We start from the raw sequence: 20698 nt of genomic DNA, 5'->3' as shown, positions 1-20698 counted from the left end.
ATTTTCGATATATTAGGATTTTTTGTAGAATTAGAATAAACCAACAATTTTGCCGGTATTGTCAATATCCATTCTTTCTGCGGCCGGAGCTTTCGGCAGACCGGGCATTGTCATAATTTCGCCGGTGATTGCCACCAGGAAGCCGGCACCGGCGGCAACCCGCAGTTCCCGGACTGTGATTTTAAACCCGGACGGACGACCCAGTTTAGACATGTCGTCACTCAGGGAGTATTGGGTTTTTGCCATACAAATCGGTGTTTTATCATAACCAAGAGCAGTCAGCTCCTGAATGGTCTTTTCCACTGCCGGGGTATAATTTACGCCGTCAGCGCCATAGATTTCGGTGGCGATAGCAGCGATTTTGTCCTTGATGGCCGCTTTTTCGTCATAAATAAATTTGAAGTTGTTGGGTTTTTCACAAGCTGCCAGAACTTTATCGGCGAGCGCAAGGCCGCCCTCGCCGCCCTTGGCCCAGACCTCAGATAAGGCAACTTCCGCCCCCATGGCATTGCATTTTTCCTCAACAAACTTGAGTTCATTGGCCGTATCTGTCGGGAAAGCATTAATCGCGACAACCGTGGGCAACCCGAATTTCTGCATATTTTCGATGTGTTTGGTAAGATTGGCAAGCCCTTTCTCCAGTGCAGCCATATTTTCGCCAACCAGCTCGGTTTTAGGTACGCCGCCATGCATTTTGAGAGCCCGGACGGTGGCGACAATCACGACGGCGGCAGGCTTAAAGCCGGCAAAACGGCACTTAATATCAAGGAATTTCTCCGCCCCCAGGTCGGCGCCGAAACCGGCTTCCGTTACAACAACATCAGCAAGCTTCATGGCATACCTGGTTGCCGATACGCTGTTACAGCCGTGGGCAATGTTAGCAAACGGGCCGCCATGTACAAAAGCCGGCGTGTTTTCCAGTGTTTGCACAAGATTCGGCTTAATGGCGTCTTTGAAGAGCAGGGTCAGCGCACCGGTGACTTTCAGGTCGTTCGGGGTTACCGGTTTGCCATCCAGCGTATACGCAACAATAATCTTGCCAATACGGGCTTTCATATCATCCAGATCTTTGGCCAGGCATAAAATCGCCATCATTTCCGAAGCGACCGTAATATCAAAGCCATTTTCCCGCGGCACGCCGTTGGCTTTGCCGCCAAGGCCGCAAACGATGAAACGCAGGGCCCGCTCGTTAAGATCCAGCACCCGGCGCCAGGTTACGCGGCGGGGATCAATGCCAAGCGCGTTGCCGTGATGCAGGTGATTGTCAATAATTGCTGCCAGGAGGTTATGGGCGGTGGTAATCGCATGGAAATCACCGGTAAAATGAAGGTTAATATCTTCCATCGGCACTACCTGGGCATAGCCGCCGCCGGCAGCACCGCCTTTAACGCCGAAACAGGGCCCAAGGGAAGGTTCACGCAGAGCGATAACAACCTTTTTGCCTTTTTTCCGCAGAGCATCGCCAAGTCCAACCGTAGTGGTGGTTTTGCCTTCACCGGCCGGGGTCGGATTAATAGCGGTTACAAGGATCAGCTTAGCGTCCGGCCGCGCTTTAATGCGCTCCCAGGTTTTCAGGGAAACCTTAGCTTTGTAACTACCATAGAGCTCAAGCTCTTCTGCAGGGATCGCGAGTTCGTTTGCAACATCAACAATCTTGGCCATTTTCGCCTCTTGGGCGATTTCTACGTCACTTTTAAAAGACATTAGACTTACCTCCTAATATTTTTGAGCTTTTGCCTTTAAAACCTGGTGCCTTGGCCGGGTGTTTTAATTTGTCAAGGTACTAGGGTTTGGAGTTGGCGGCCAGCCGCGCATAAATTTCCTCCATTGTTGTTTTGAAGGCTCCGGTAAGTATGTCCCCTCCGTTTCCGAGAGCAACATCCAGCAGTTCATCATCAAAACGAATGACGCCCAACAGTTCATGAGCAGCAAACTGTTCCTGGATAAATGCTTCTTCTTTTGGAGAACGTATTTTGTTAGCAATGACTTTTGCAACTTCAATGCCCAAATCCTTTGCCAGCTGCATGACCACCCTTGCGGTTTGCACACTGGTTTTGCTTGGTTCTGTTACCACAATCATCAGGTCTACACCTTTCGATGTTCCCCGCGTTAAGTGCTCAATGCCGGCACCCATGTCAAGAATAACAACATCGTCTTTATCAAGAATCAAGGAATCCACAACGGAAAACAAAAAAGCATTTTCGCGGCAGTAACAGGCCGAACCCCCGGGTTTAACAGCACCCATTCTTAAAAATCTGATGTTACCCACGCTAATGGAATACTCGTCTAAAATGTCGTCGACATCCGGATTAAGCGAGTAGAACAGGCCGCCACCGGCACTTTTTTTCTTAATCACTTCTTCCATGTCGATTAACGGAATTACTTTAGCCAAGATATCATCAGGAATCCCCAGGGCAAGACCTAAACTGGCATCCGGGTCAGCATCCACTGCATAAACGCGGCGGCCGTCACGGGCAAATAATTTGGCTAAACTGGCAGAGACAGACGTTTTACCGACGCCGCCTTTGCCGGAGACTGCGATTTTCAAAATTTCACCTCCTTTACCAAATGAACCGGTAAATAATTATTATTTATTGATTAATTAATATTGACTAAATTATCTGCCAAATTCAGGCAGGCTTGCTCCTGATCAGGCCAGTGCACGGGCCGTCTTCCCCAGCAGGCTGGCACCGGCGGCGGCGGCTACAACCAGATCCTCCGTCGGCAGGTAACAAGCGGCCGTAGCGTCAAACAGCGCCGTGGCGTTGGCCGGAAATTCTTCGTCGCCTTCCCAGATTACATAGGTAACAGGCACCCGGGGCAGGACATCCATAGTAACAGCAGCATCACCATACTTCACAATCCGGCCGCCCAGTTTTTCCCCGGCTTTAACCAGGAGGGCGGCGTTCTTGCCAAATAGGGCTTTAAAGCCGCCGAGGACCCGGCCGTTAAAAGGCTGCAGGTAAATCATGCCGCCCGGTATTTCTTTAAAGGATATCAATTGCCCGCTTAACGGCTGACCGCTGCCTGTCAGCAAATAATGCAGGATTACCACCTTGGCCGCCACCGGCACCTGATCCTGGCGGCCGGCATAACTTACTGTCCCTGCAGGATAAGCGACAGTATATACTTCATTAAGATATTTAAGGGTAAAAAGCTTGTTGGCACTATCAAATCCGGCACCACTGCTGGCGGCTATTTCTGCCGGATTTTGAGCAGACAGGTCTGTACAGGCTTTTTCATATGCTAACAAATAGCCGTTCTGCAGATGCTGCGGAATAATGTTACCAGTTTGCATCAGGTGTGCCTCCTAGCGCGATAAGTGAAACTAATGATTATTCAGAAAACTACGCCAGTCCGTTTTGCAGTTCACAGGCCTGAATGGTCTGCTTGCAGAGAACCACTGTGGTTACAGAGCCGACACCGCCGGGTACTGGTGTAATTTTGCCGACGATGGGCTCAACCTCGGCATAATCCACATCACCGCAGTATTTACCGGGATTGGCGGGATCTTCATTGATACCCACATCAATGACAACCTGACCTGGTTTGACATAATTGGCCTTGACCATTTTAGCACGGCCAACGGCAGCAATCAGGACATCCGCCTCAGCACACACGGCCGGCAAATTATCTGTACGGGAATGACAAATAGTAACGGTGGCATGTTCTCTGAGCAACAACATCGCAACAGGTTTGCCGACCACCTGGGAACGGCCCAGCACAACTGCTTTTTTGCCTTTCAGCGGGATATTATAAAATTTGAGTATATCCATACAGGCCGTAGGGGTACAGGGCGGGAAGCCGGTGGGATCATCCGTATATACTTTGGCAGCGCTGCCAATGGTCATACAGTCAACATCCTTTTCCACCGGAATCAGATTGCGAATCTTCTTCTCATCCAGTTGCTTGGGGAGCGGGGCAAACATCAAGATACCGTTTATTTCTTTATTGGCGCCAACAGCCGTCACTGCCTGTTCAAAAGCAGCCTGGTCAATATCGGCCGGATATTCAAAAATCTGATAAGCCATACCGATGGAATCACAGGTTTTCTTGGCGCCGCCCTCATAGAACAGATCGTCCGGCCGGGCGCCGACCCGGATAATTCCTAATTTTGGCGTAATGCCTTTGGTTTTAATTGCTGCCACCTTTTGGGAAAGTTCCTCCTTCATGGCATCGGCAACTGCTTTACCAGCTAATCTTTCAGCCATTATCCACCATTCCCCTTCTATTTTTTTATCTTATTTAAAACCAATGCCAAAGTCGCATCGGCAATCTGGGAACCGTCAGCCAGAAGCTGTTCCATCTCCGCCCGGTTTTTGCTGACATATTCCTGATCTTTGATGGTATTAAGATTAATGACAACATTAAGCATCCCGCTGATCAGCGCCGATTTCAGGAATACGACCCCGCAGCCGACATCAGAAATAGCCAGATTTGTTCCTATCTGGCCCATACGCTCATGAATCTTGATACCCTCATAGCACTTACGCATAATTTGCATAGGACCTTCACAGGCATCTTTCGAACATTTTTCCATAACTTCTGCTTTATAGGCAATCTGTTCCGGCGTATCTTTAGGCAGGCCATAAGCCTTGGACAGGGGTTCAAAAACCGCAGCGTCCTCATCCACTAAAGCTTTTAATTCGGCAATCACCTTTTCCCCTTTAACAATCAGCTCTTTAACCTCATCCTCAACTTCAGCATATTTCTTTTTACCAACGGTAAGATTACCTACCATGTTGGAAAGAGCCATGCCAATCGCACCGCCCAGAGCTGCGGCCCCGCCGCCGCCCGGTACCGGGGCCTTTGAGGCCAGTACATCCAGAAAATCCGTACAGGACTTATCCAGCATACTCATTACTGTTTTCTCCTCCCATCAGCTTCGTTATTTGCTGTACCATTCAGTTGTAAAATAACACGCCTTGCCTTCGTGCATAAACTAGTTTGTTATTTCACATACATTCCAATGGAAAAAATTCGCTTTTTATTCCGAAATTCCTGCTAGTTTTTAATTATTCAAAAAAAATTTTATTGTCTTATAATGTCGAATTGCATATATAAAAATAACTAACTTACCCTTCTTGCAGACAGCATAAGCTAGTTATTATCAATGGCCTTGCCTAGTAAACACCGAACAACCGTGACTACATATCTTTACCGGCAGAGCAGGGCGAAGGCAGTAAACAAGAGCATCGCCATCCCTACGAGACCATTGCGCATAAAATATTTCTGGGTAACCTTGCTCAAATCCGACGGACTTACAATCGCGTGCTGATATATGAGCACAGCGGCTGCCAAGGCCACACCGACGTAATAAATGCCGGCCAATTTTAAACAAATCCCGACAATAACAAAACCGGCAATGCTAACAAAATGCATACCTCTGGCTAACCGCAGCGCCCCCTCGACGCCAAACCGCACAGGCATCGAATGCAAACCATGGGCTTTATCAAATTCCACATCCTGACAGCCATAAATGATATCAAAGGCCGCAATCCATACCGCTACTGCCAGCCCCAGCACCAGGACAACAGGTGATATGTCGCCCCGGACAGCAATCCAGGCCCCGACAGGCGCAGCTGCTAACGCCACCCCTAAGACCAGGTGGCAGGTCCAGGAAAAACGCTTCATATACGGATATGCCACCAGCGGCGCCAGCGCCAGCGGCCACAGCTGCAAACACAGCGGCTGCAGCCGGGCGGCAGCCAGCAGAAACAGCAACAGGCTGCCGGCAATTAAAGCCGCCGCCTCCCAGGGTTTAACCAGACCTGTAACCATTGGCCGCTGGGTGAAACGGGGATGCAGCCGGTCATACTTTAAATCAATAAGGTTATTGAGCGCCAGCGCGGCACTGCGGGCACCGACCATCGCGACCGTGATCCACAGGAGGTCATGTCCGCGGGGAAGGCCGCCGGCCGCCAGAAAAGCCCCCATATAGGCGAACGGCAAGGCAAAAACGGAGTGGGACAGAGCAATATTATCCATATGGGCTTTCAGCTTACTCAAGGCCTAATTCCTTCCATTTGGCATCAACCATTTGTTTTATAGCTGCCGACATAATAATTTCATCAGGCCATTCCCGGACCTGGCCTTCTTCCCGCCAGGTCTTGGTCGCATCAATGCCGACTTTGGTTCCCCAGTTGGGCATGGGCGAGGAATGATCAAGGACATCAAGCGGACCATCGACCATGGTTATGTCCCGCCGGGCATCAATGTTATTAAACACCCGCCACCAAACCTCGTTCATATCCTGGACATTGACATGCTCATCGACAACAATAATCATTTTTGTAAACATCATCTGCCCCATTCCCCAGATGGCATGCATTACCTTCTTCGCCTGCTGGGGGTAGCTTTTTTTGATTGCCACCACTGCACAATTATGAAATACCCCCTCCAGGGGCAGGTTTATATCAACAATCTCCGGTAACTGGAGCTGTAATACCGGCAAAAAAATCCGCTCCGTGGCTTTGGCCAAATAACAGTCTTCCATTGGCGGTTTGCCGACAATGGTTGCCGGGTATACAGGGTTGCGGCGATGGGTAATACAGGTGATATGAAAAACAGGATAGTTGTCGGCTAACGAATAATAACCGGTATGATCGCCAAAAGGTCCCTCCACCCGGAGTTCATCCATTTTCACAAAGCCCTCAAGCACAATCTCCGCGCCGGCCGGAACTTCAATGTCAACAGTTTCGCATTTAACCATTTCCACTGCTTTCTTGCGTAAAAAACCGGCAAAAACCATTTCATCAATATCACGGGGCAGCGGGGCTGTTGCCGCATAGGTTATCGCCGGATCGCCGCCAATGGCAACGGCAACCTCAATTCTGTCTTTGCCCAGTTCCCGGTGCGCACGGTAGTTCTCGGCCCCGTTTTTATGAATATGCCAGTGCATGCCTGTTGTCTGGTTGTCAAACACCTGCAAGCGGTACATGCCGACATTGCGTTTGCCTGTAAGCGGATTTTTGGTAAAGACCAGCGGCAGGGTAATAAACCGCCCCGCATCGCCGGGCCAGCATTTTAAAACAGGGAACTTCGCCAGTGACGGCTGGTCCTTGATAATTACCTCCTTGCAGGGGGCGTGCTTTACATATTTGGGAAAATTAATCGCCCGCTTGGCCGCGGGGATAATTCTGACCAAATCCATCTTATTCTGCAGTGAGATATAGGGAAGCTTCAGAATTTGTCTTATTTCCCGGGCTATATCATCAATATGTTCAACCCCCAGGGCCAGGGCCATACGGTCCATGCTGCCAAAAGCATTCATCAGCACAGGCATATCATACCCTGTAACATTCTCAAACAGCAAAGCAACATTTTTGGCGCCTTGCATTTTTGAAACCCGGTCGGTAATCTCAGTAATTTCCAGTTCGCATTCCACAGGCTGGCTGATCCGCTTAAGCCAGCCCCGCGACTCCAGCGCCGCAATAAATTCCCGCAGATCGTTATAGGCCAAAGCTTAATGCTCCTTTCCAAAGAAAAACCGCTATTTGCGCAATATATATTTTACAATCAGGAGGCTGACCTCATATAACAAAATCATGGGCACAGCCACCATCGTCTGGGAAAAAACGTCGGGTGTTGGTGAAATGAGAGCGCCAATAACAAAAGACATAACCAAAACTATTTTTCGTTTTGCTGTCAAAAAAGTCGAACTAATCAGGCCTACTCTGGCCATAACCAGAATAAACAGCGGTAATTCGAAAATAAAGCCAAAGGGCAATAAAAAAGAAATTACGAATGAGATGTATTGACTGATGGAAAACATGGGCTGCAGGCTATCATTGGCGAAGCCCATAAAAAACTTAATCCCGGCCGGCAAAACCAGATAATAAGAAAAAAACAGGCCAATAAAAAATAAAATAATTGAGGCAGGCACCAAAAAGACCCCTGCCGTCCGTTCATTATTGGTCAATGCCGGCATAACAAACGCCCATAGCTGATACATAACAACAGGCAGTGCCAGCAAAAAGCCGGCAAAAACAGAAACTTTCAGATAGGTAAAAAAGGCCTCAGCCGGATTCATATAATATAGCTTTCCCGCCGGGGCGGTAATCAGGCCCGTAATCTCGGTGGCGTAAAAATAGCAAATTAAGCTGCCGGCCGCAATGGCAACAATCATAATAATGATTCTGCGGCGCAGCTCTTCCAGATGACCGATTAAGGACATCCCCCCCTGCGGCTGATCTTCAGCAGCAACGGCGTCGTTCTCTGCCGGGTACGGCTCATCTCTGACCACTTTGTCACTGTATATTACACTATTTTCCGTTGTTGGCGTCACTGCCGGCTGATTCGGTTCATTGCGCGTGCGATCTGGCATTAAATATCCTTCTTTTTCTCATCATTCTGTTTGTTATCGGGTGTGGCTTCAACTTTTGACGGTTCATCCTTATTGGCAATATCGCTGCTTGCCCGGCGGAACTCCTGAATCCCCTTGCCGATCGCCTTGCCAACCTCCGGCAGTTTGCCCGGACCAAAAACGACAAGGGCAATAATTAATATTAACACCAATTCCGGCATGCTGAAACTAAACATCAAAACCATCCCCTTTTCTGCATATTGATACAGCTATATTATACCTGCCTGTCCGGCAAATTACAATCCATCAAAACGAATAGCAAAATACGGCTGACCCTGTTATGTCCTGCCAGGACACACTACGAAGGAAAGCCGTAATCTTCGTTGGGAATTTGCAGTAGCTCTTTGCTTTTGCGTTTATTCAGAGTATGAACTTTGCCTGCTTTAATCTTAATGAGCACATCCTCCACCAGGTTGAGATGCTCCTGCATCTTCCGTCTGGCCAAACGCGGATTACGGGCCGCTATCGCCTCATATATTTCATAATGGGATTGATGTAATAAGGTCGGCATATTATCGATTAAAAACAGCTTTTGCCGGGATGTACGGAATGTATTTGTCAGCAGGTCTGAAATGGCATTCATTAATTTGATCAGTATGGGGTTATGGGCTGCCTTGGCAATGGAAAAATGAAAAGCCGCATCGCCAATTTCCCCGATACCGCCGGCGTTTACCTCCTCAAGCATGCTGACAAGGGCGTGTTTTATATTCTCCAGATCCTCCGGACTGGAACGGGCGGCAGCAAGCGCGGCTGCTTCAATCTCCAAAATTTTTCTCACTTCCAGCAACTGCACAATATCGTCAATTTCGATCTGTAAAAGAAAAGATAAGGGCTCCATCATGCCTTCATAAGAAACCTGCCTGACAAAACTTCCCTCTCCCGGGCGAATGGTGATAATCCCCATAATTTCAAGCGCACTGAACGCCTCCCGCACCGACGCGCGGCTGACGTTTAAGGTGTCGGCCAACTCCCGCTCAGACAGCAGCTTGTCGCCGGGATGCAACTTACCGTCAATAATGAGTTTTTTTATTTGTCCAATAATCTCTTCATACACTTTTTTCGTTTTAACCGGCTTAAACATAGCACCTCCCAAGTAATGCCAGTCAGTACTTACGCAGACCTACGAAGTCGGCCACAGACAATAAGGCTTGTCTGACAGGGCCGTTAAGCGTTGCTGGCAAACTATTACGAGCATGTTGCAGGTATTTATGGACCTGAGCATAACTGTATTCTATGGCGTCAGTCGCCTGAACTATTGCCAGGCCCCGTTTAACGTCGTCGTCCGCCATCGCCTGGTTAACAATAATGCGTCTGAGTTCAGCACGATCGGGGCTGTTTTTTAGCGCATAGATAACCGGCAAAGTAACGATACCCTGCCGCAAATCATTTCCCACCGGTTTGCCAATCTGTTCGGCCGAGGCTGTAAAATCCAGAATATCGTCAGTGATCTGAAAAGCCATGCCGATCGAATAGCCGTACTCCCGCAACTGCGCCACCTCGCTGTGTTCCATCCGCCCGGACAATGCCCCCAGTTCACAGCTTGCCGCGATAAATTCCGCTGTCTTCTGCGCCACCCGCAGCCGGTAATCGGCTTCATTCTGCTCAGGGTTAAAAGCTTCTTGCAATTGAACGATTTCCCCTTCACACATGGTGCTGATAACATCAGTCAAAATCTTCAGCATGTTTTTATCAGCAGCGGCAGTTACTGTGGAAAACGCCTTGGCAAACAAATAATCCCCCGTCAAAACCGAACTATGATTCCCCCAGCGGGCATTCGCAGTGGGGCGCCCGCGCCGGGTTGCCGCATTATCGATTACATCATCATGCACCAGGGTAGCCATATGGATTAATTCTATGGCTACTGCCAGGGGTAAAAGTTCAGACTGATTGGGCGTAGCGCCCCGGGCGCATAGCAGATACAAAGCGGGCCGTAAACGCTTACCGCCCGCCTGTACCAGGTGTACGCTAATATCGTTAACCAAATCAACCGGAGATTGTATAATAGAATACAGTTCTTTTTCCACAGCAGCCAGATCATCTTGAACTATGCCAAAAATGTTGTTTGGAAATTTGCTCACTCAATAATCACCTACAAGACAAAATCTGTTTCTATAATACACCATATACCGGCAGTAGTCTACAATATTGGCAGGCCTTTACTTATTTTTTTCCACACGGACAGCACAATCCGGACAAACCATCTGGCAAATACCGCACACGATACATTTTTCCATATCGGACTCAACGCGGGGTGTGCCATATACACCCAGGTCCTCCGACCAGGTAATGCACTTTACCGGACATTTTTCTATACATAAGCCGCAGCCTTTGCACAGATTAGGAAAAACAGCCCAAAAGCCTTTTTCGCCGTCATATTTTACAGATTCCCAGTTCACTTTAGCCATTGCAGCCCCTCCTTACATTGCACTCTTAATGAGTTGATAGCCGCGTTCGAGAGCTTTAAAGTTCATGTCTCGGAGTGCGGGATTTGCTTTAAACTTGTCGCCCAGCTTAGTCTCCAGCGCCTTTTTTATGCTGTCAATTGGCAAAACCTCAGTTGCGGCAATGACGGCACCCAAAATGATGATGTTGAACACCCGCGGGTGCAGCTCGTTTTTCGCAATGTCATTGGCCGGAATGGCTACGACTTTCTTAACTTCAGGAATAGCTGCCGGGTCTACCCCCGGTCCGGGTTTAGTAAACGAGCAGGTCTTGGGCTCACCGGCAATCAGGTCCTGCGGCAGGTCGGCATTGGGATGCTCGGCGGTCGGACAGGGCGGGGTTACGTCAAAGTACTGCAGGCCAATAATGCTGTCGTTAACTTCCCCTTCCTGAATCAGCGAATTGTCATATATGTATACAGTCTCTTTCCCGGCATACATCTGGGTCCGGTCAACAGCGCGGGGGCTTACGGGAATAAGAATGTCGGCTTTCTGGAATTTCGGCGCCCCAATGGCACCATCGCTAACCTGAACAAAAGCAATGGACACACCGCCCCGCTGCTCGACCCCGAAGTTCGGAATATACAAGGCATTTTTGCCTTCTTCGTTAGCCGCTTCAGCTAAAATCTCGGCAATGGACTGAACGCCTTGACCGCCTTCGCCGGCAATCGCTATTTTAATGACTTTGGCCACTGGTTTAGCCCTCCTTCGCTTGCGGCGTGCGGAGCTCGCCGACTTTAAAGTATTGAGCCATATCTTTTTCAATAAACTGCCAGGTTTGTTTGGCGTTGGTACGCCAGTTGGTCGGGCAGCCGGCCAGACATTCCACAAAGGAGCTACCATTGCCGTCGATTTGGTTCTGCAGGGCTTTTTTAATAAATCCTTTCAACTGCCGGGGATTAGCCACAGTACCCCGGGCAACATACGCGCCTTCCGGGGCTACTGCCGCAACCATTTCCGGTCCTTTTGTGGGATATCCTGCCTGCTCCACATCACGCCCGTAAGGGGTGGTTTCTGTTTTCATTCCCGGCAGCGTGGTCGGTGCCATCTGTCCGCCTGTCATACCATAATTACAGTTATTGCACAGGAAGATTGTAATTTTTTCCCCCCGGACAGCGGCATTGAACAGATGCTGGGAACCAATGGCATAACCGCCGCCATCCCCCATGTAGGCAACGCCGATAATGTCGGTATTGGCCCGCTTCATGCCTGTTATGACCGGCGTAGTGCGGCCGTGATGGGTTTGCACTGTGTCAACGTTAAAGAAATCCCAGGCTAAAAGCGAACAGCCGATATCGCAGCCGAACACCATCTTGTCTTTGATGCCAAGCTCATCAATCGCCTCACCCAGACATTTCAGGATAATGCCGTGGCCGCAGCCCGGACAGAACTTATGCGCCTTGGTATCCTGGTTCCAGCTGGCAGGCATGGCCGGCTGCAACACATTGTTTTGTTTCAGATCCTGCATGTTAGTCCTCCCTCCTGTTTTACAGTTTGTTATATTCTTCAATAATTTCTTCGGTCGTAATCCCGCCCCCCGGACGGAGCATGGGCACAATTTCAATTGTGCTGCCGAAGATCTCCTGTTGTACAAGTTTGAGCAGCTGGCCATAGGCCGATTCAGCCACAAGCAGCTTCTTGGCGCCTTTGCTGGCGGCTATAAGCTGGCTGCCCGGGAAAGGGCGCAGGGTTATGGGCCGGAAATAGCCCACTTTTCGGCCGTCAGCCCGCAGCTGGTTGTAAGCGGTCAGAGCAGCACGGGACACAATGCCATGGGTAACAAGAATCACCTCGGCATCTTCACAGCCCTTGGCGTCCCATTCCACGATCTCAGCCGCCATCTTGTCCCAGTCGCGCTGATGACTCATCACGACTTCATATAATTCATCTTCCGTATTGTAGGTATTGCGGATATGCTTAATCTGGCGGTCCGGTTTTTCCGTATCCCCCAGGATCGGTGCGGGCTTAACCAGTTTCATTCCTTTTTCTTCCGGGTCATAAACAGTAAGCGGTTCGCGCATTTTCGCCTGATAGCCGTCGCCCAGCACAAAAGCCGGGAAACGGTAAGTCCAGGCAGAATTGAAGGCTTTAATCGTATAATCAAATAATTCTTGGTGAGTGGCAGTGGAATATACGATGCGATGGCCCTCACCGTTGCCGCCGAAGGTGGTCAGGGTCGTTTCCTGCTGGGCATAGATAACGGTGGCTGTCGAAGGGCCGCCCCGCTGTTGAATGATGTACACAATCGGCAGTCTCATCATCTCGGCCATGCCGGCAGATTCCTGCATCAAAACATTGCCGGGCCCGGCCGTCGCCGTGAAGGCCTTGCGGCCGGAAATTACGCCGCCGAGAGTGGTAAAGCCGGCAGAAATCTCATCTTCTGTCTGCAGAAAACGTTTTCCGTATTTCGGCGCCAGCCTTGTCCAATAGTGCATAATCTCATTTTGCGGTGTGATCGGGTAGCCGTACATAATGTCGGCTTTAGCCGCCACTGCGGCCCAGGCACACACCTCGTTGCCTGTCATGAATACTCTTTGTTCACCTTTCAGTGAAACTTCGGCCATAAGAGCACCTCCTGAAAATATATAGCCTTGCTTACGATCAGCCTTGCGGCCGGGCATTACTCAGGCTATAGCCTGACCAGAGCCTGCGGCGGATTCGTCCCGGGCACTGGTCAAGCTATAGATTAATCAGATATTTAGTAGTTTTCAAAAAATGGTTGGCCTATATACAGATAATAATATGAGGCGGGGATATTTCCCCTCCTCATATCATACCCAGCAGCTAACAGTTCTATATGCAGCGCCTTTAGCTGGCGCCTACTGGCAAGTAATGCCAATTAAACTAAGGAATCATCCAGGTCAGAATATAGGCCTGGGCATAGGTCATAAGCCCGACCATAACCGCCAGGGTGAGGGAATGCAATACGGTAAAGTTAAAAAGATCCCCCTCTTTACCGACCAGGCCGGTAGCAGCAGTAGCCACGGCAATACTCTGCGGTGAAATCATTTTACCGGTTACACCGCCGGAGGAGTTCGCGGCAACAGCCAGAACCGGGTCCATCCCCACTTGCTGAGCAGTAACAGCCTGCAAATTGCCAAACAACGCGTTGGCAGAAGTATCCGAACCGGTCAGAAATACCCCCAGCCAGCCCAGGAAGGCTGAGAAAAAGGGGAAAAAGCTGCCTGTTCCTGCCAGGAACAAGCCTAACGTGGAACTCATGCCGGAATAATTCATAACATAAGCAAGACCCAGCACACAAGGAATCGTGATTAGCGGCTTAGTCAGCTGTTTAAAAGTCCGGGCAAAGATATTACAGAAACGGCTGGGGCCAATGCCTAAAATAACGGCGGAAATCATGCTGGCAATAAACAGGGCCGTACCGGCGGCACTCAGCCAGTTAACCTTGTACAAGGCCGCCATTGCTGTTGACTGCTTCGCAATCGGCGCAACCTGCATAACCACTTTGTCCAGACCAGGCACCAGTATCTTGAGTGACACAGCGTCAATTATAGCCTGGACCGGCTTCAGACCCCACAGAATAACCATAACCGTAAGAACAATAAAGGGTGACCAGGCCTTAACAATTGTACCGAATGAATACACGGGAATTTTTGTGGCCGTAGCCGCAGCCTTTTCATCCGCAAACCGCCATATTTTAGCCGGCCGCCACGTCCTGAGGAAAATGGTTAAGGCAACAATCGTGGCCAGGGCCGAAAGAATGTCAGGCAGTTCCGGGCCAATAAAGTTAGATGAGAAATACTGGATCGAAGCGAAGGATATACCGGCTACCAGGCACGCAGGCAGCACTTCCATTGCCGACTTCCAGCCTGACATCAGGACAACGAGCCAAATCGGAATAATTACCGAGAGGAATGGCAGTTGGCGCCCTACCATTTGGCTGATCTTCATCGTTTCTATACCGGTTACCTGACCAGCTACGATAATGGGAATACCAATCCCGCCGAAAGCAACAGGCGCCGTGTTAGCGATCAGACAAAGACCGGCTGCATAAAGTGGATTAAAGCCCAGGCCTACCAGCATGCCTGCCGATATAGCAACAGGTGTACCAAAGCCGGCAGCGCCTTCCAGGAAGGCGCCGAAGGCGAACGCAATCAGCAGCGCCTGCAGGCGGCGGTCATCGGTAATAGAAGCGATTGAGTTTTTGATAATTTCGAACTGACCGGTCTCAACGGTCATATTGTAAATGAAAATTGCGGTAATAACGATCCAAAAGATGGGGAATACACCATACATTGCCCCCATACCGGTGGCAGTAAGCGCTGTGGCAACAGGCATCTTATATACCAGTATAGCCACAAGCACCGCCGAGGTTACAGCGGCTGCGCCGGCAATTTGGCCAGGTGTCCGGCGGATGGCAAGCAGATAAAAAATAATAATCATCGGAATTGCTGCCATAAATGCCGATAAAGCTAAATTTCCCATTGGGTCATATATTTGTGTCCACGTCATGAAATTTTACACCCCTCTTTTTTAGCATTAACGCTTTCTCTCTAAATTAATTTGTTTGAATAGTCTGCAAGTTAAAACGCTGCTCACACACCCCGCTTTCAAGTAACATTACAAGAGTAAAACCTTTTGCCTAAATTGTCCGCCCCGGACACCGCAGATATAAGCAAAACTGCCGCCCTAGAGGACTGGTGGTCTGACCATCTTACCTCTGATGTTATTCTACTTGTACTAACAAATTCCTGCTTGTAAAATCCAAATATTTATAACTTTTTATCTTTTTGGCAGCTTGCTATTATGTGAAAAAAAAGCCAAAGAGGCAGCCTGCCAAACGCTGCCCCTCTGGCTAACCAAGCAATGCCCCCAAGGCGATTGACATCATTTTTGCTTCATAAGTATCGGCCCGCGAGGTTACTATAACAGGCTTAGCGGCCCCTAGCACCAGGCCGGCCATTTTACCGTTGGCAATATAGACCAGGGATTTGCCAAGGATATTGCCGGCTTCGATATCAGGGGTAACCAGGATATCGGCCATACCGGCCACAGGGCTGATAATGCCCTTATGTTTTGCCGCCTCCGGATTGATGGCATTGTCAAGCGCCAGCGGACCGTCAACAATAGCCCCTTTAATCTGGCCCCGGTCCGCCATTTTGGCCAAGGCGGCCGCTTCCATTGTCACCGGCATATCGGGATTAACCACTTCCACAGCCGCCAAAATGGCTATTTTGGCAGGTCTGATTCCCAGTACGTTAGCTAATTGCACGCTATTTTGAATAATGTCGGCCTTTTGCTGTACCGACGGCGCAATGTTCATCCCCCCGTCGGTAATCATAAGCAGCCGGTTAAAGCCCGGGAGATCGTAGACTGCCGTATGGCTGAGCACCCTGCCTGTCCGTAAGCCGATTTCCTTATCCAGCACGGCTCTAAGAAAATCGGCAGTATTAATTATGCCTTTCATCAGCACGTCGGCTTCGCCGCCGGAAACAAGCGCTACCGCCCGGTAGGCGGCTTTGCGGTCGTCAGGTTCATTGATTATCGTGACAGCGTCAAGCGTAACACCAGTTTTGCCGGCGACAGCCTTAATCTTATCCCTATCACCTACCAGAATAAACTCCGCCAGTTTTTGGGCCTGTGCCCCCTGCACAGCCTCAAGCACGGCATCATCCTGGGCGGCGGCCACAGCTACCCGCTTAGGGGGCTTATTCTGCACCGCCGTCAGCACATCATCAAAACTCGTAAGCAGCTTGTCAGTCAACAGGTTCCTCTCCTTTCGCGTATTCAGGAAAATAGCTCATGCTGGTCTTTTTCCACTCCCTGGTGCTAAATAACAGGGTGTAGGTTTCAAGCCCTGCTGCCTTGGCCAGTTCTGCGGCTAACCGGCGGCATTCTTCCCGGGTATGGGCATGCAGCATGGTATAAAAATTATAAGGCCAGCCGGGCTGGGGAATCCGGGCATAACAATGAGTAACCGCGATACAGCCGGACATTGTCCGGCCGACTGTATCCAGCTGCGCTGCCGGAACTACCCAGGCGCATAGCGCATTGGCCGCATAGCCGACCTCCCGGTGCCGTAATACGGCTCCCATCTTGCGCAGCTGCCCCGACAGCCGGTATTTGTTGAGCCTTGCCAGCAGTTCCTCCTCGGCGATGCCGATCTGCTGCGCCAGCTCTTTATATGGTTCCGCCACCAGCGGAAACTCGCCCTGCATGACGGCGATTATTTTTTTATCCAGGCTATCTAACATAAGACACCTCGCCAACCGCTCATTATCGTTTTTAGAAAGCAGCTTATATATTTCCTTACAGGGTAAACTCGACGCTGACTTTGTATTTTTCAGTGGCCGGCAGGCTGATCAGGCTGTCAACCCCGGCTAACCGTGCTATAGCTGCCAGTGTTTTCTCCTGCTCGTCCTGGCCGGCGGTAAGGAGCGTAAACCAAAGATTATATTCGCCCTCCCGCTCATAATTATGGGTAACGCCAGGATAAGCGTTAATGGCCTCGGCAACGGCCTCTATGTAGCCGTCACGCACTTTAACTGCCGCCAGGGTGCTGACATACCCCAAATAAGTTGAGTCAAAAAAAGCACCTATCCGCCGTACGTAGTTATGCTCTTTAAGCCAGGCCAGCCGCTGTAGCACCGTAGCCTCATCAACCGCCAGACAGGCAGCCACCTTGGCGAAAGGCCGCGGCTCAAGGGGCAGTCTTGTCTGGATTATATTAAGCAGTTCTTTATCAAAGGTACTTAGCATGCATGCCTCCTAATTGATTGGTAATTAAGAAAAGACTTGGCTTGTGCCAAGTCCTTTAGGATGCCGGCAGAAGCCTGTCGTGGTTCTTGCTTATCGTCGAAAATTGGCCTTGCCTTCCGGTCAGGCAAGCAAGGGGACAGCCTGCCGACTGTCCCCTCAGTGTAGCACTATCATTTTAGCAAAATATTCCTGATCACGTCAAGGAGTTCATCCCGGCCGGCACCGGTAACGGCTGAATAAGGAATGATGCGGCTGCCGGGAGCCAGCATCGGCATATTAATGCCTGTGCTGATTGCCTTTACCTGCTGCTGCATACGGCCTTTGGGAATTTTGTCGCCTTTAGTAGCCACTACCTGCACGGTAAGGCCATGCTCCACCAGCCATCGATAAACATTGATATCACTCTCCATCGGCGGATGGCGGATATCAATTAATTGGCACACCAGCTGCAGCCGGGTTGATTTCAGCCAGTACTCCTCGATAAAATTAGACCAGGTTGCCCGCGCCGTCTGGGCCCGTTTAGCATAGCCGTAACCGGGAAGATCCACAAGCATAAAATCCAAGCGCGACTCATCAGGCAGTTTACCGGTAAGACTAAAAAAATTAATCGTCTGCGTCTTGCCCGGCGTCCCGCTGGTGCGGGCCAACCCATGGCGGCGGCACAGGGAGTTAATCAGGGAAGACTTGCCGACATTAGAGCGGCCGATAAAAGCAATCTCGGCTAAATCGCTCTCCGGGTACTGCCCGGCATTCACAGCCGTAGCGACATAACTGGCTTTGACAATATTAAATGCGGCAGCAGTGGTCATTCGGTGGCCACCAATGCGGTTTTAAGCACTTCATCCATATGTTCGACAAGCGCAAATTCCAGACTGCGCTTAACATTAGCCGGTATTTCATCAAGGTCGCGCTTGTTCTCTTTGGGCAGCATAACCTTGCGGATGCCGGCGCGGTGAGCAGCCAGGACTTTCTCTTTTATCCCGCCAACCGGCAATACCCGGCCACGCAAAGTGATCTCTCCCGTCATGGCAATGTCGCTTCTGACCGGCTTGCCGGTCAGGGCTGAGGCTACGGCTGTAGCCATGGTAATGCCGGCAGAGGGTCCGTCCTTCGGGATGGCACCCTCCGGTAAATGAATGTGAATATCCAGTTTTTCATGAAAATCTTCTTCAATGCCCAGATCCTTAGCCCGGGAGCGGATGTAGCTGAACCCGGCCTGCGCCGATTCCTGCATAACATCGCCCAATTGTCCGGTCAGGGTTAATTTGCCTTTGCCTCTCATCGTGGAAATCTCAACAGCCAGTACATCGCCGCCCACTTCAGTCCAGGCCAGGCCGGTAGCTACCCCGACCTGACTGGTTTCTTCGGCCTGGGCATGACGGTATTTTTTCGCCCCCAGAAAGGTATGCAGATTCTGAGCCGTAATTTTAACTACCGGCCCCTGGTCTTGCACGATTTTCCGGGCCGCCTTGCGGCAAAGATTGGCTATATTGCGCTCCAGATTTCTGACGCCCGCTTCCCGGGTATATTCGCGGATAACTTTTTGGATTGTGCCTTCAGAAAAAGAGATCTGCTTGGCAGACAAACCATGGTCGGTTGTCTGCTTGGGGATAAGATACCGCTTGGCAATTTCGACCTTTTCCTCCTCGGTATAACCGGCAATTGTGATAATTTCCATACGATCCAGCAGCGGCCGGGGAATATTATGCATCACATTGGCCGTAACCACCCACAGCACCCGGGATAAGTCAAACGGCAATTCCACATAATGATCACTGAAAGAATTGTTTTGTTCAGGGTCAAGCACTTCCAGCAGGGCCGACGAAGGATCACCCCGAAAATCGGCACTCATCTTATCGATTTCATCTAAGAGAAATACGGGGTTTTTGGAGCCAACCGTACGCATCCCCTGGATAATCCGGCCTGGCAATGCGCCGACATACGTCCGCCGGTGGCCTCTGATTTCGGCTTCATCTCTGACACCTCCCAAGGAAACACGAACAAATTTTCGTTCCATAGCCCGGGCAATAGAACGGGCCAGCGAGGTTTTGCCAACACCGGGCGGACCGACAAGGCATAAAATCGGACCTTTCATTTTTTCCGTCAATTTACGGATAGAGAGGTATTCCAGAATACGCTCCTTTACTTTTTCCAGTCCGTAATGATCTTCATCCAATATCCCCTCGGCCACAGTAATATCCAGGCGGTCTTCGGTCTCCACCGTCCACGGCAATGTCAGCAGCCAGTCCAGATAGGTACGGATTACACCGCTTTCAGCCACCATGGGCGGCATTTTTTCCAAACGGTCAATTTCTTTATTAATTTTTTCCTCTACGTCCTTGGGCAGGTTTTGTTCTTTGACCCGCTGGCGGTATTCTTCTACCTCAGCCGTCCGCTCGTCTTTCTCGCCTAATTCCTTTTGGATGGCTTTGAGCTGTTCCCGCAGATAATATTCTTTTTGTGTTTTTTCCATCTGCTTGCGAACCCGGACGTGAATCTTCTTCTCCAGTTCAAGAATCTCCATTTCCCGTCCTAAAATTTCACACAGCCGTTCCAGCCGCTCATTAACGCCGACAGCCTCCAGCAATATCTGTTTATCTTCAATTTTCAGGGATAGATGACTGGCGATAAGATCGGTCAAACGTCCGGGCTCTTCCACTACCACCACCGAAACCAGGGTTTCCGGAGGAATTTTCTTGCTTAGTTTGACCCATTGTTCGAACTGATTGATTGCCGTCCGGGTAAGCGCTTCCGTTTCCGGTGTTTTTGGCTCCACGTCGGCAAACTCGCGAATCTGCACCTGATAATAGGGATCAAAACTGATAAATTCTTCAATCTCCCCCCGGTGCAGGCCTTCCACCAGCACCCGGATCGTGCCGCCTGGCAGCTTCAATAACTGTTTAATTTCAGCGACAGTGCCCACTGAAAAAATATCTTCAGGCTGAGGTGTGTCATTTTGGGCATCTTTTTGTGTAGCCAGCATGATCAGCCGGTCTTGAACCATGGCTTCTTCTAAGGCGCTGATTGACTTTTCCCGGCCAACATCCAGATGAATAATCATATATGGGAAAACTAATATGCCTCTGAGCGGCAAGAGTGGTATTGTACGCCGTTTTTCCGCCAAAATTATTTCCTCCCTTCGGTAACCCGCGGTATCAGTAGTTATTAATAG

Annotated in this window: 21 protein-coding genes; all 21 read right to left on the bottom strand. The window is 50.0% G+C overall.

The window, feature by feature from the left end; genetic code table 11:
* Nucleotides 1–30: 30 nt before the first annotated feature.
* The 21 genes from ACZ481_RS09285 to lon all read right to left on the bottom strand — a co-directional run bounded on the left by ACZ481_RS09285 (nt 31) and on the right by lon (nt 20650).
* Nucleotides 31–1704, bottom strand: coding sequence for a formate--tetrahydrofolate ligase (locus ACZ481_RS09285; protein ID WP_464769862.1), 1674 nt, complete (start codon nt 1702–1704; stop codon nt 31–33).
* A gap of 79 nt (nt 1705–1783) precedes the next feature.
* The gene (locus ACZ481_RS09280) at nt 1784–2548 is read right to left on the bottom strand and encodes an ATP-binding protein (RefSeq protein ID WP_464769861.1); all 765 of its coding nucleotides are present in this window, start codon (nt 2546–2548) and stop codon (nt 1784–1786) included.
* A 102-nt stretch (nt 2549–2650) separates the two neighbouring features.
* Nucleotides 2651–3298: a DUF3786 domain-containing protein gene (locus tag ACZ481_RS09275; protein ID WP_464769860.1), complete on the bottom strand. Its 648-nt coding sequence runs from the start codon at nt 3296–3298 to the stop codon at nt 2651–2653.
* A 49-nt stretch (nt 3299–3347) separates the two neighbouring features.
* Nucleotides 3348–4211, bottom strand: coding sequence for a bifunctional 5,10-methylenetetrahydrofolate dehydrogenase/5,10-methenyltetrahydrofolate cyclohydrolase (locus ACZ481_RS09270; protein ID WP_464769859.1), 864 nt, complete (start codon nt 4209–4211; stop codon nt 3348–3350).
* 17 nt (nt 4212–4228) lie between these two features.
* A complete protein-coding gene (locus ACZ481_RS09265) occupies nt 4229–4861 on the bottom strand; it encodes a cyclodeaminase/cyclohydrolase family protein (protein ID WP_464769858.1) in 633 nt (210 codons plus the stop codon).
* Nucleotides 4862–5157: 296 nt separating this feature from the next.
* Nucleotides 5158–6009 carry a UbiA-like polyprenyltransferase gene (locus ACZ481_RS09260; RefSeq protein ID WP_464769857.1) on the bottom strand — a complete coding sequence of 284 codons (852 nt, stop codon included), beginning with the start codon at nt 6007–6009 and terminating at the stop codon, nt 5158–5160.
* Nucleotides 6002–7462 (bottom strand): menaquinone biosynthesis decarboxylase, encoded by a 1461-nt coding sequence (locus tag ACZ481_RS09255; RefSeq protein ID WP_464769856.1) that lies wholly within the window; start codon nt 7460–7462, stop codon nt 6002–6004. Before ACZ481_RS09255 ends, ACZ481_RS09260 begins: the two co-directional genes overlap by 8 nt.
* A gap of 30 nt (nt 7463–7492) precedes the next feature.
* Nucleotides 7493–8326 (bottom strand): twin-arginine translocase subunit TatC, encoded by an 834-nt coding sequence (gene tatC, locus ACZ481_RS09250; RefSeq protein ID WP_464769855.1) that lies wholly within the window; start codon nt 8324–8326, stop codon nt 7493–7495.
* A complete protein-coding gene (locus tag ACZ481_RS09245) occupies nt 8326–8541 on the bottom strand; it encodes a twin-arginine translocase TatA/TatE family subunit (RefSeq protein ID WP_464769854.1) in 216 nt (71 codons plus the stop codon). The genes tatC and ACZ481_RS09245 overlap by 1 nt, the downstream gene beginning before the upstream one ends.
* Nucleotides 8542–8663: 122 nt before the next feature.
* Nucleotides 8664–9446 carry a FadR/GntR family transcriptional regulator gene (locus tag ACZ481_RS09240; protein WP_464769853.1) on the bottom strand — a complete coding sequence of 261 codons (783 nt, stop codon included), beginning with the start codon at nt 9444–9446 and terminating at the stop codon, nt 8664–8666.
* 22 nt (nt 9447–9468) lie between these two features.
* A complete protein-coding gene (locus ACZ481_RS09235) occupies nt 9469–10422 on the bottom strand; it encodes a polyprenyl synthetase family protein (RefSeq protein WP_464770603.1) in 954 nt (317 codons plus the stop codon).
* Between the two features lie 99 nt (nt 10423–10521).
* Nucleotides 10522–10770 carry a 4Fe-4S binding protein gene (locus ACZ481_RS09230; RefSeq protein ID WP_464769852.1) on the bottom strand — a complete coding sequence of 83 codons (249 nt, stop codon included), beginning with the start codon at nt 10768–10770 and terminating at the stop codon, nt 10522–10524.
* 12 nt (nt 10771–10782) lie between these two features.
* Nucleotides 10783–11499, bottom strand: a complete 717-nt coding sequence (locus tag ACZ481_RS09225; RefSeq protein ID WP_464769851.1) for a 2-oxoacid:acceptor oxidoreductase family protein — start codon at nt 11497–11499, stop codon at nt 10783–10785.
* Between the two features lie 4 nt (nt 11500–11503).
* Nucleotides 11504–12274: a thiamine pyrophosphate-dependent enzyme gene (locus ACZ481_RS09220; protein ID WP_464769850.1), complete on the bottom strand. Its 771-nt coding sequence runs from the start codon at nt 12272–12274 to the stop codon at nt 11504–11506.
* A 19-nt stretch (nt 12275–12293) separates the two neighbouring features.
* Entirely contained in the window at nt 12294–13370 is a 1077-nt protein-coding gene (locus ACZ481_RS09215; protein WP_464769849.1) for a ferredoxin oxidoreductase, read from the bottom strand.
* Between the two features lie 280 nt (nt 13371–13650).
* Nucleotides 13651–15279: an L-lactate permease gene (locus ACZ481_RS09210; protein WP_464769848.1), complete on the bottom strand. Its 1629-nt coding sequence runs from the start codon at nt 15277–15279 to the stop codon at nt 13651–13653.
* Nucleotides 15280–15622: 343 nt separating this feature from the next.
* A complete protein-coding gene (locus ACZ481_RS09205) occupies nt 15623–16531 on the bottom strand; it encodes a phosphate butyryltransferase (protein ID WP_464769847.1) in 909 nt (302 codons plus the stop codon).
* Nucleotides 16524–17021, bottom strand: coding sequence for a siroheme decarboxylase subunit beta (ahbB, locus tag ACZ481_RS09200; protein ID WP_464769846.1), 498 nt, complete (start codon nt 17019–17021; stop codon nt 16524–16526). The genes ACZ481_RS09205 and ahbB overlap by 8 nt, the downstream gene beginning before the upstream one ends.
* A 55-nt stretch (nt 17022–17076) precedes the next feature.
* A complete protein-coding gene (gene ahbA, locus ACZ481_RS09195; RefSeq protein WP_464769845.1) occupies nt 17077–17526 on the bottom strand; it encodes a siroheme decarboxylase subunit alpha in 450 nt (149 codons plus the stop codon).
* A 170-nt stretch (nt 17527–17696) separates the two neighbouring features.
* A complete protein-coding gene (yihA, locus tag ACZ481_RS09190) occupies nt 17697–18335 on the bottom strand; it encodes a ribosome biogenesis GTP-binding protein YihA/YsxC (RefSeq protein ID WP_464769844.1) in 639 nt (212 codons plus the stop codon).
* On the bottom strand, nt 18332–20650 hold the full coding sequence (gene lon, locus ACZ481_RS09185) for an endopeptidase La (protein WP_464769843.1): 2319 nt from the start codon (nt 20648–20650) through the stop codon (nt 18332–18334). Before lon ends, yihA begins: the two co-directional genes overlap by 4 nt.
* Nucleotides 20651–20698: the final 48 nt, after the last annotated feature.

The sequence above is a fragment of the Sporomusa intestinalis genome (assembly GCF_055383785.1).
The sequence above is the reverse complement of the archived record's forward strand: the minus strand, read 5'-3'. Positions and strand labels throughout refer to the sequence as shown.

What these genes read in the sequence shown, in the direction of transcription:
- ACZ481_RS09285 (WP_464769862.1), bottom strand. Translation starts at nt 1,704, where the DNA reads ATGTCTTTTAAAAGTGACGTAGAAATCGCCCAAGAGGCGAAAATGGCC.
- ACZ481_RS09275 (WP_464769860.1), bottom strand. Translation starts at nt 3,298, where the DNA reads ATGCAAACTGGTAACATTATTCCGCAGCATCTGCAGAACGGCTATTTG.
- ACZ481_RS09270 (WP_464769859.1), bottom strand. Translation starts at nt 4,211, where the DNA reads ATGGCTGAAAGATTAGCTGGTAAAGCAGTTGCCGATGCCATGAAGGAG.
- ACZ481_RS09265 (WP_464769858.1), bottom strand. Translation starts at nt 4,861, where the DNA reads ATGAGTATGCTGGATAAGTCCTGTACGGATTTTCTGGATGTACTGGCC.
- tatC (WP_464769855.1), bottom strand. Translation starts at nt 8,326, where the DNA reads ATGCCAGATCGCACGCGCAATGAACCGAATCAGCCGGCAGTGACGCCA.
- ACZ481_RS09245 (WP_464769854.1), bottom strand. Translation starts at nt 8,541, where the DNA reads ATGTTTAGTTTCAGCATGCCGGAATTGGTGTTAATATTAATTATTGCC.
- ACZ481_RS09240 (WP_464769853.1), bottom strand. Translation starts at nt 9,446, where the DNA reads ATGTTTAAGCCGGTTAAAACGAAAAAAGTGTATGAAGAGATTATTGGA.
- ACZ481_RS09230 (WP_464769852.1), bottom strand. Translation starts at nt 10,770, where the DNA reads ATGGCTAAAGTGAACTGGGAATCTGTAAAATATGACGGCGAAAAAGGC.
- ACZ481_RS09220 (WP_464769850.1), bottom strand. Translation starts at nt 12,274, where the DNA reads ATGCAGGATCTGAAACAAAACAATGTGTTGCAGCCGGCCATGCCTGCC.
- ACZ481_RS09215 (WP_464769849.1), bottom strand. Translation starts at nt 13,370, where the DNA reads ATGGCCGAAGTTTCACTGAAAGGTGAACAAAGAGTATTCATGACAGGC.
- ACZ481_RS09210 (WP_464769848.1), bottom strand. Translation starts at nt 15,279, where the DNA reads ATGACGTGGACACAAATATATGACCCAATGGGAAATTTAGCTTTATCG.
- ahbB (WP_464769846.1), bottom strand. Translation starts at nt 17,021, where the DNA reads ATGTTAGATAGCCTGGATAAAAAAATAATCGCCGTCATGCAGGGCGAG.
- ahbA (WP_464769845.1), bottom strand. Translation starts at nt 17,526, where the DNA reads ATGCTAAGTACCTTTGATAAAGAACTGCTTAATATAATCCAGACAAGA.
- yihA (WP_464769844.1), bottom strand. Translation starts at nt 18,335, where the DNA reads ATGACCACTGCTGCCGCATTTAATATTGTCAAAGCCAGTTATGTCGCT.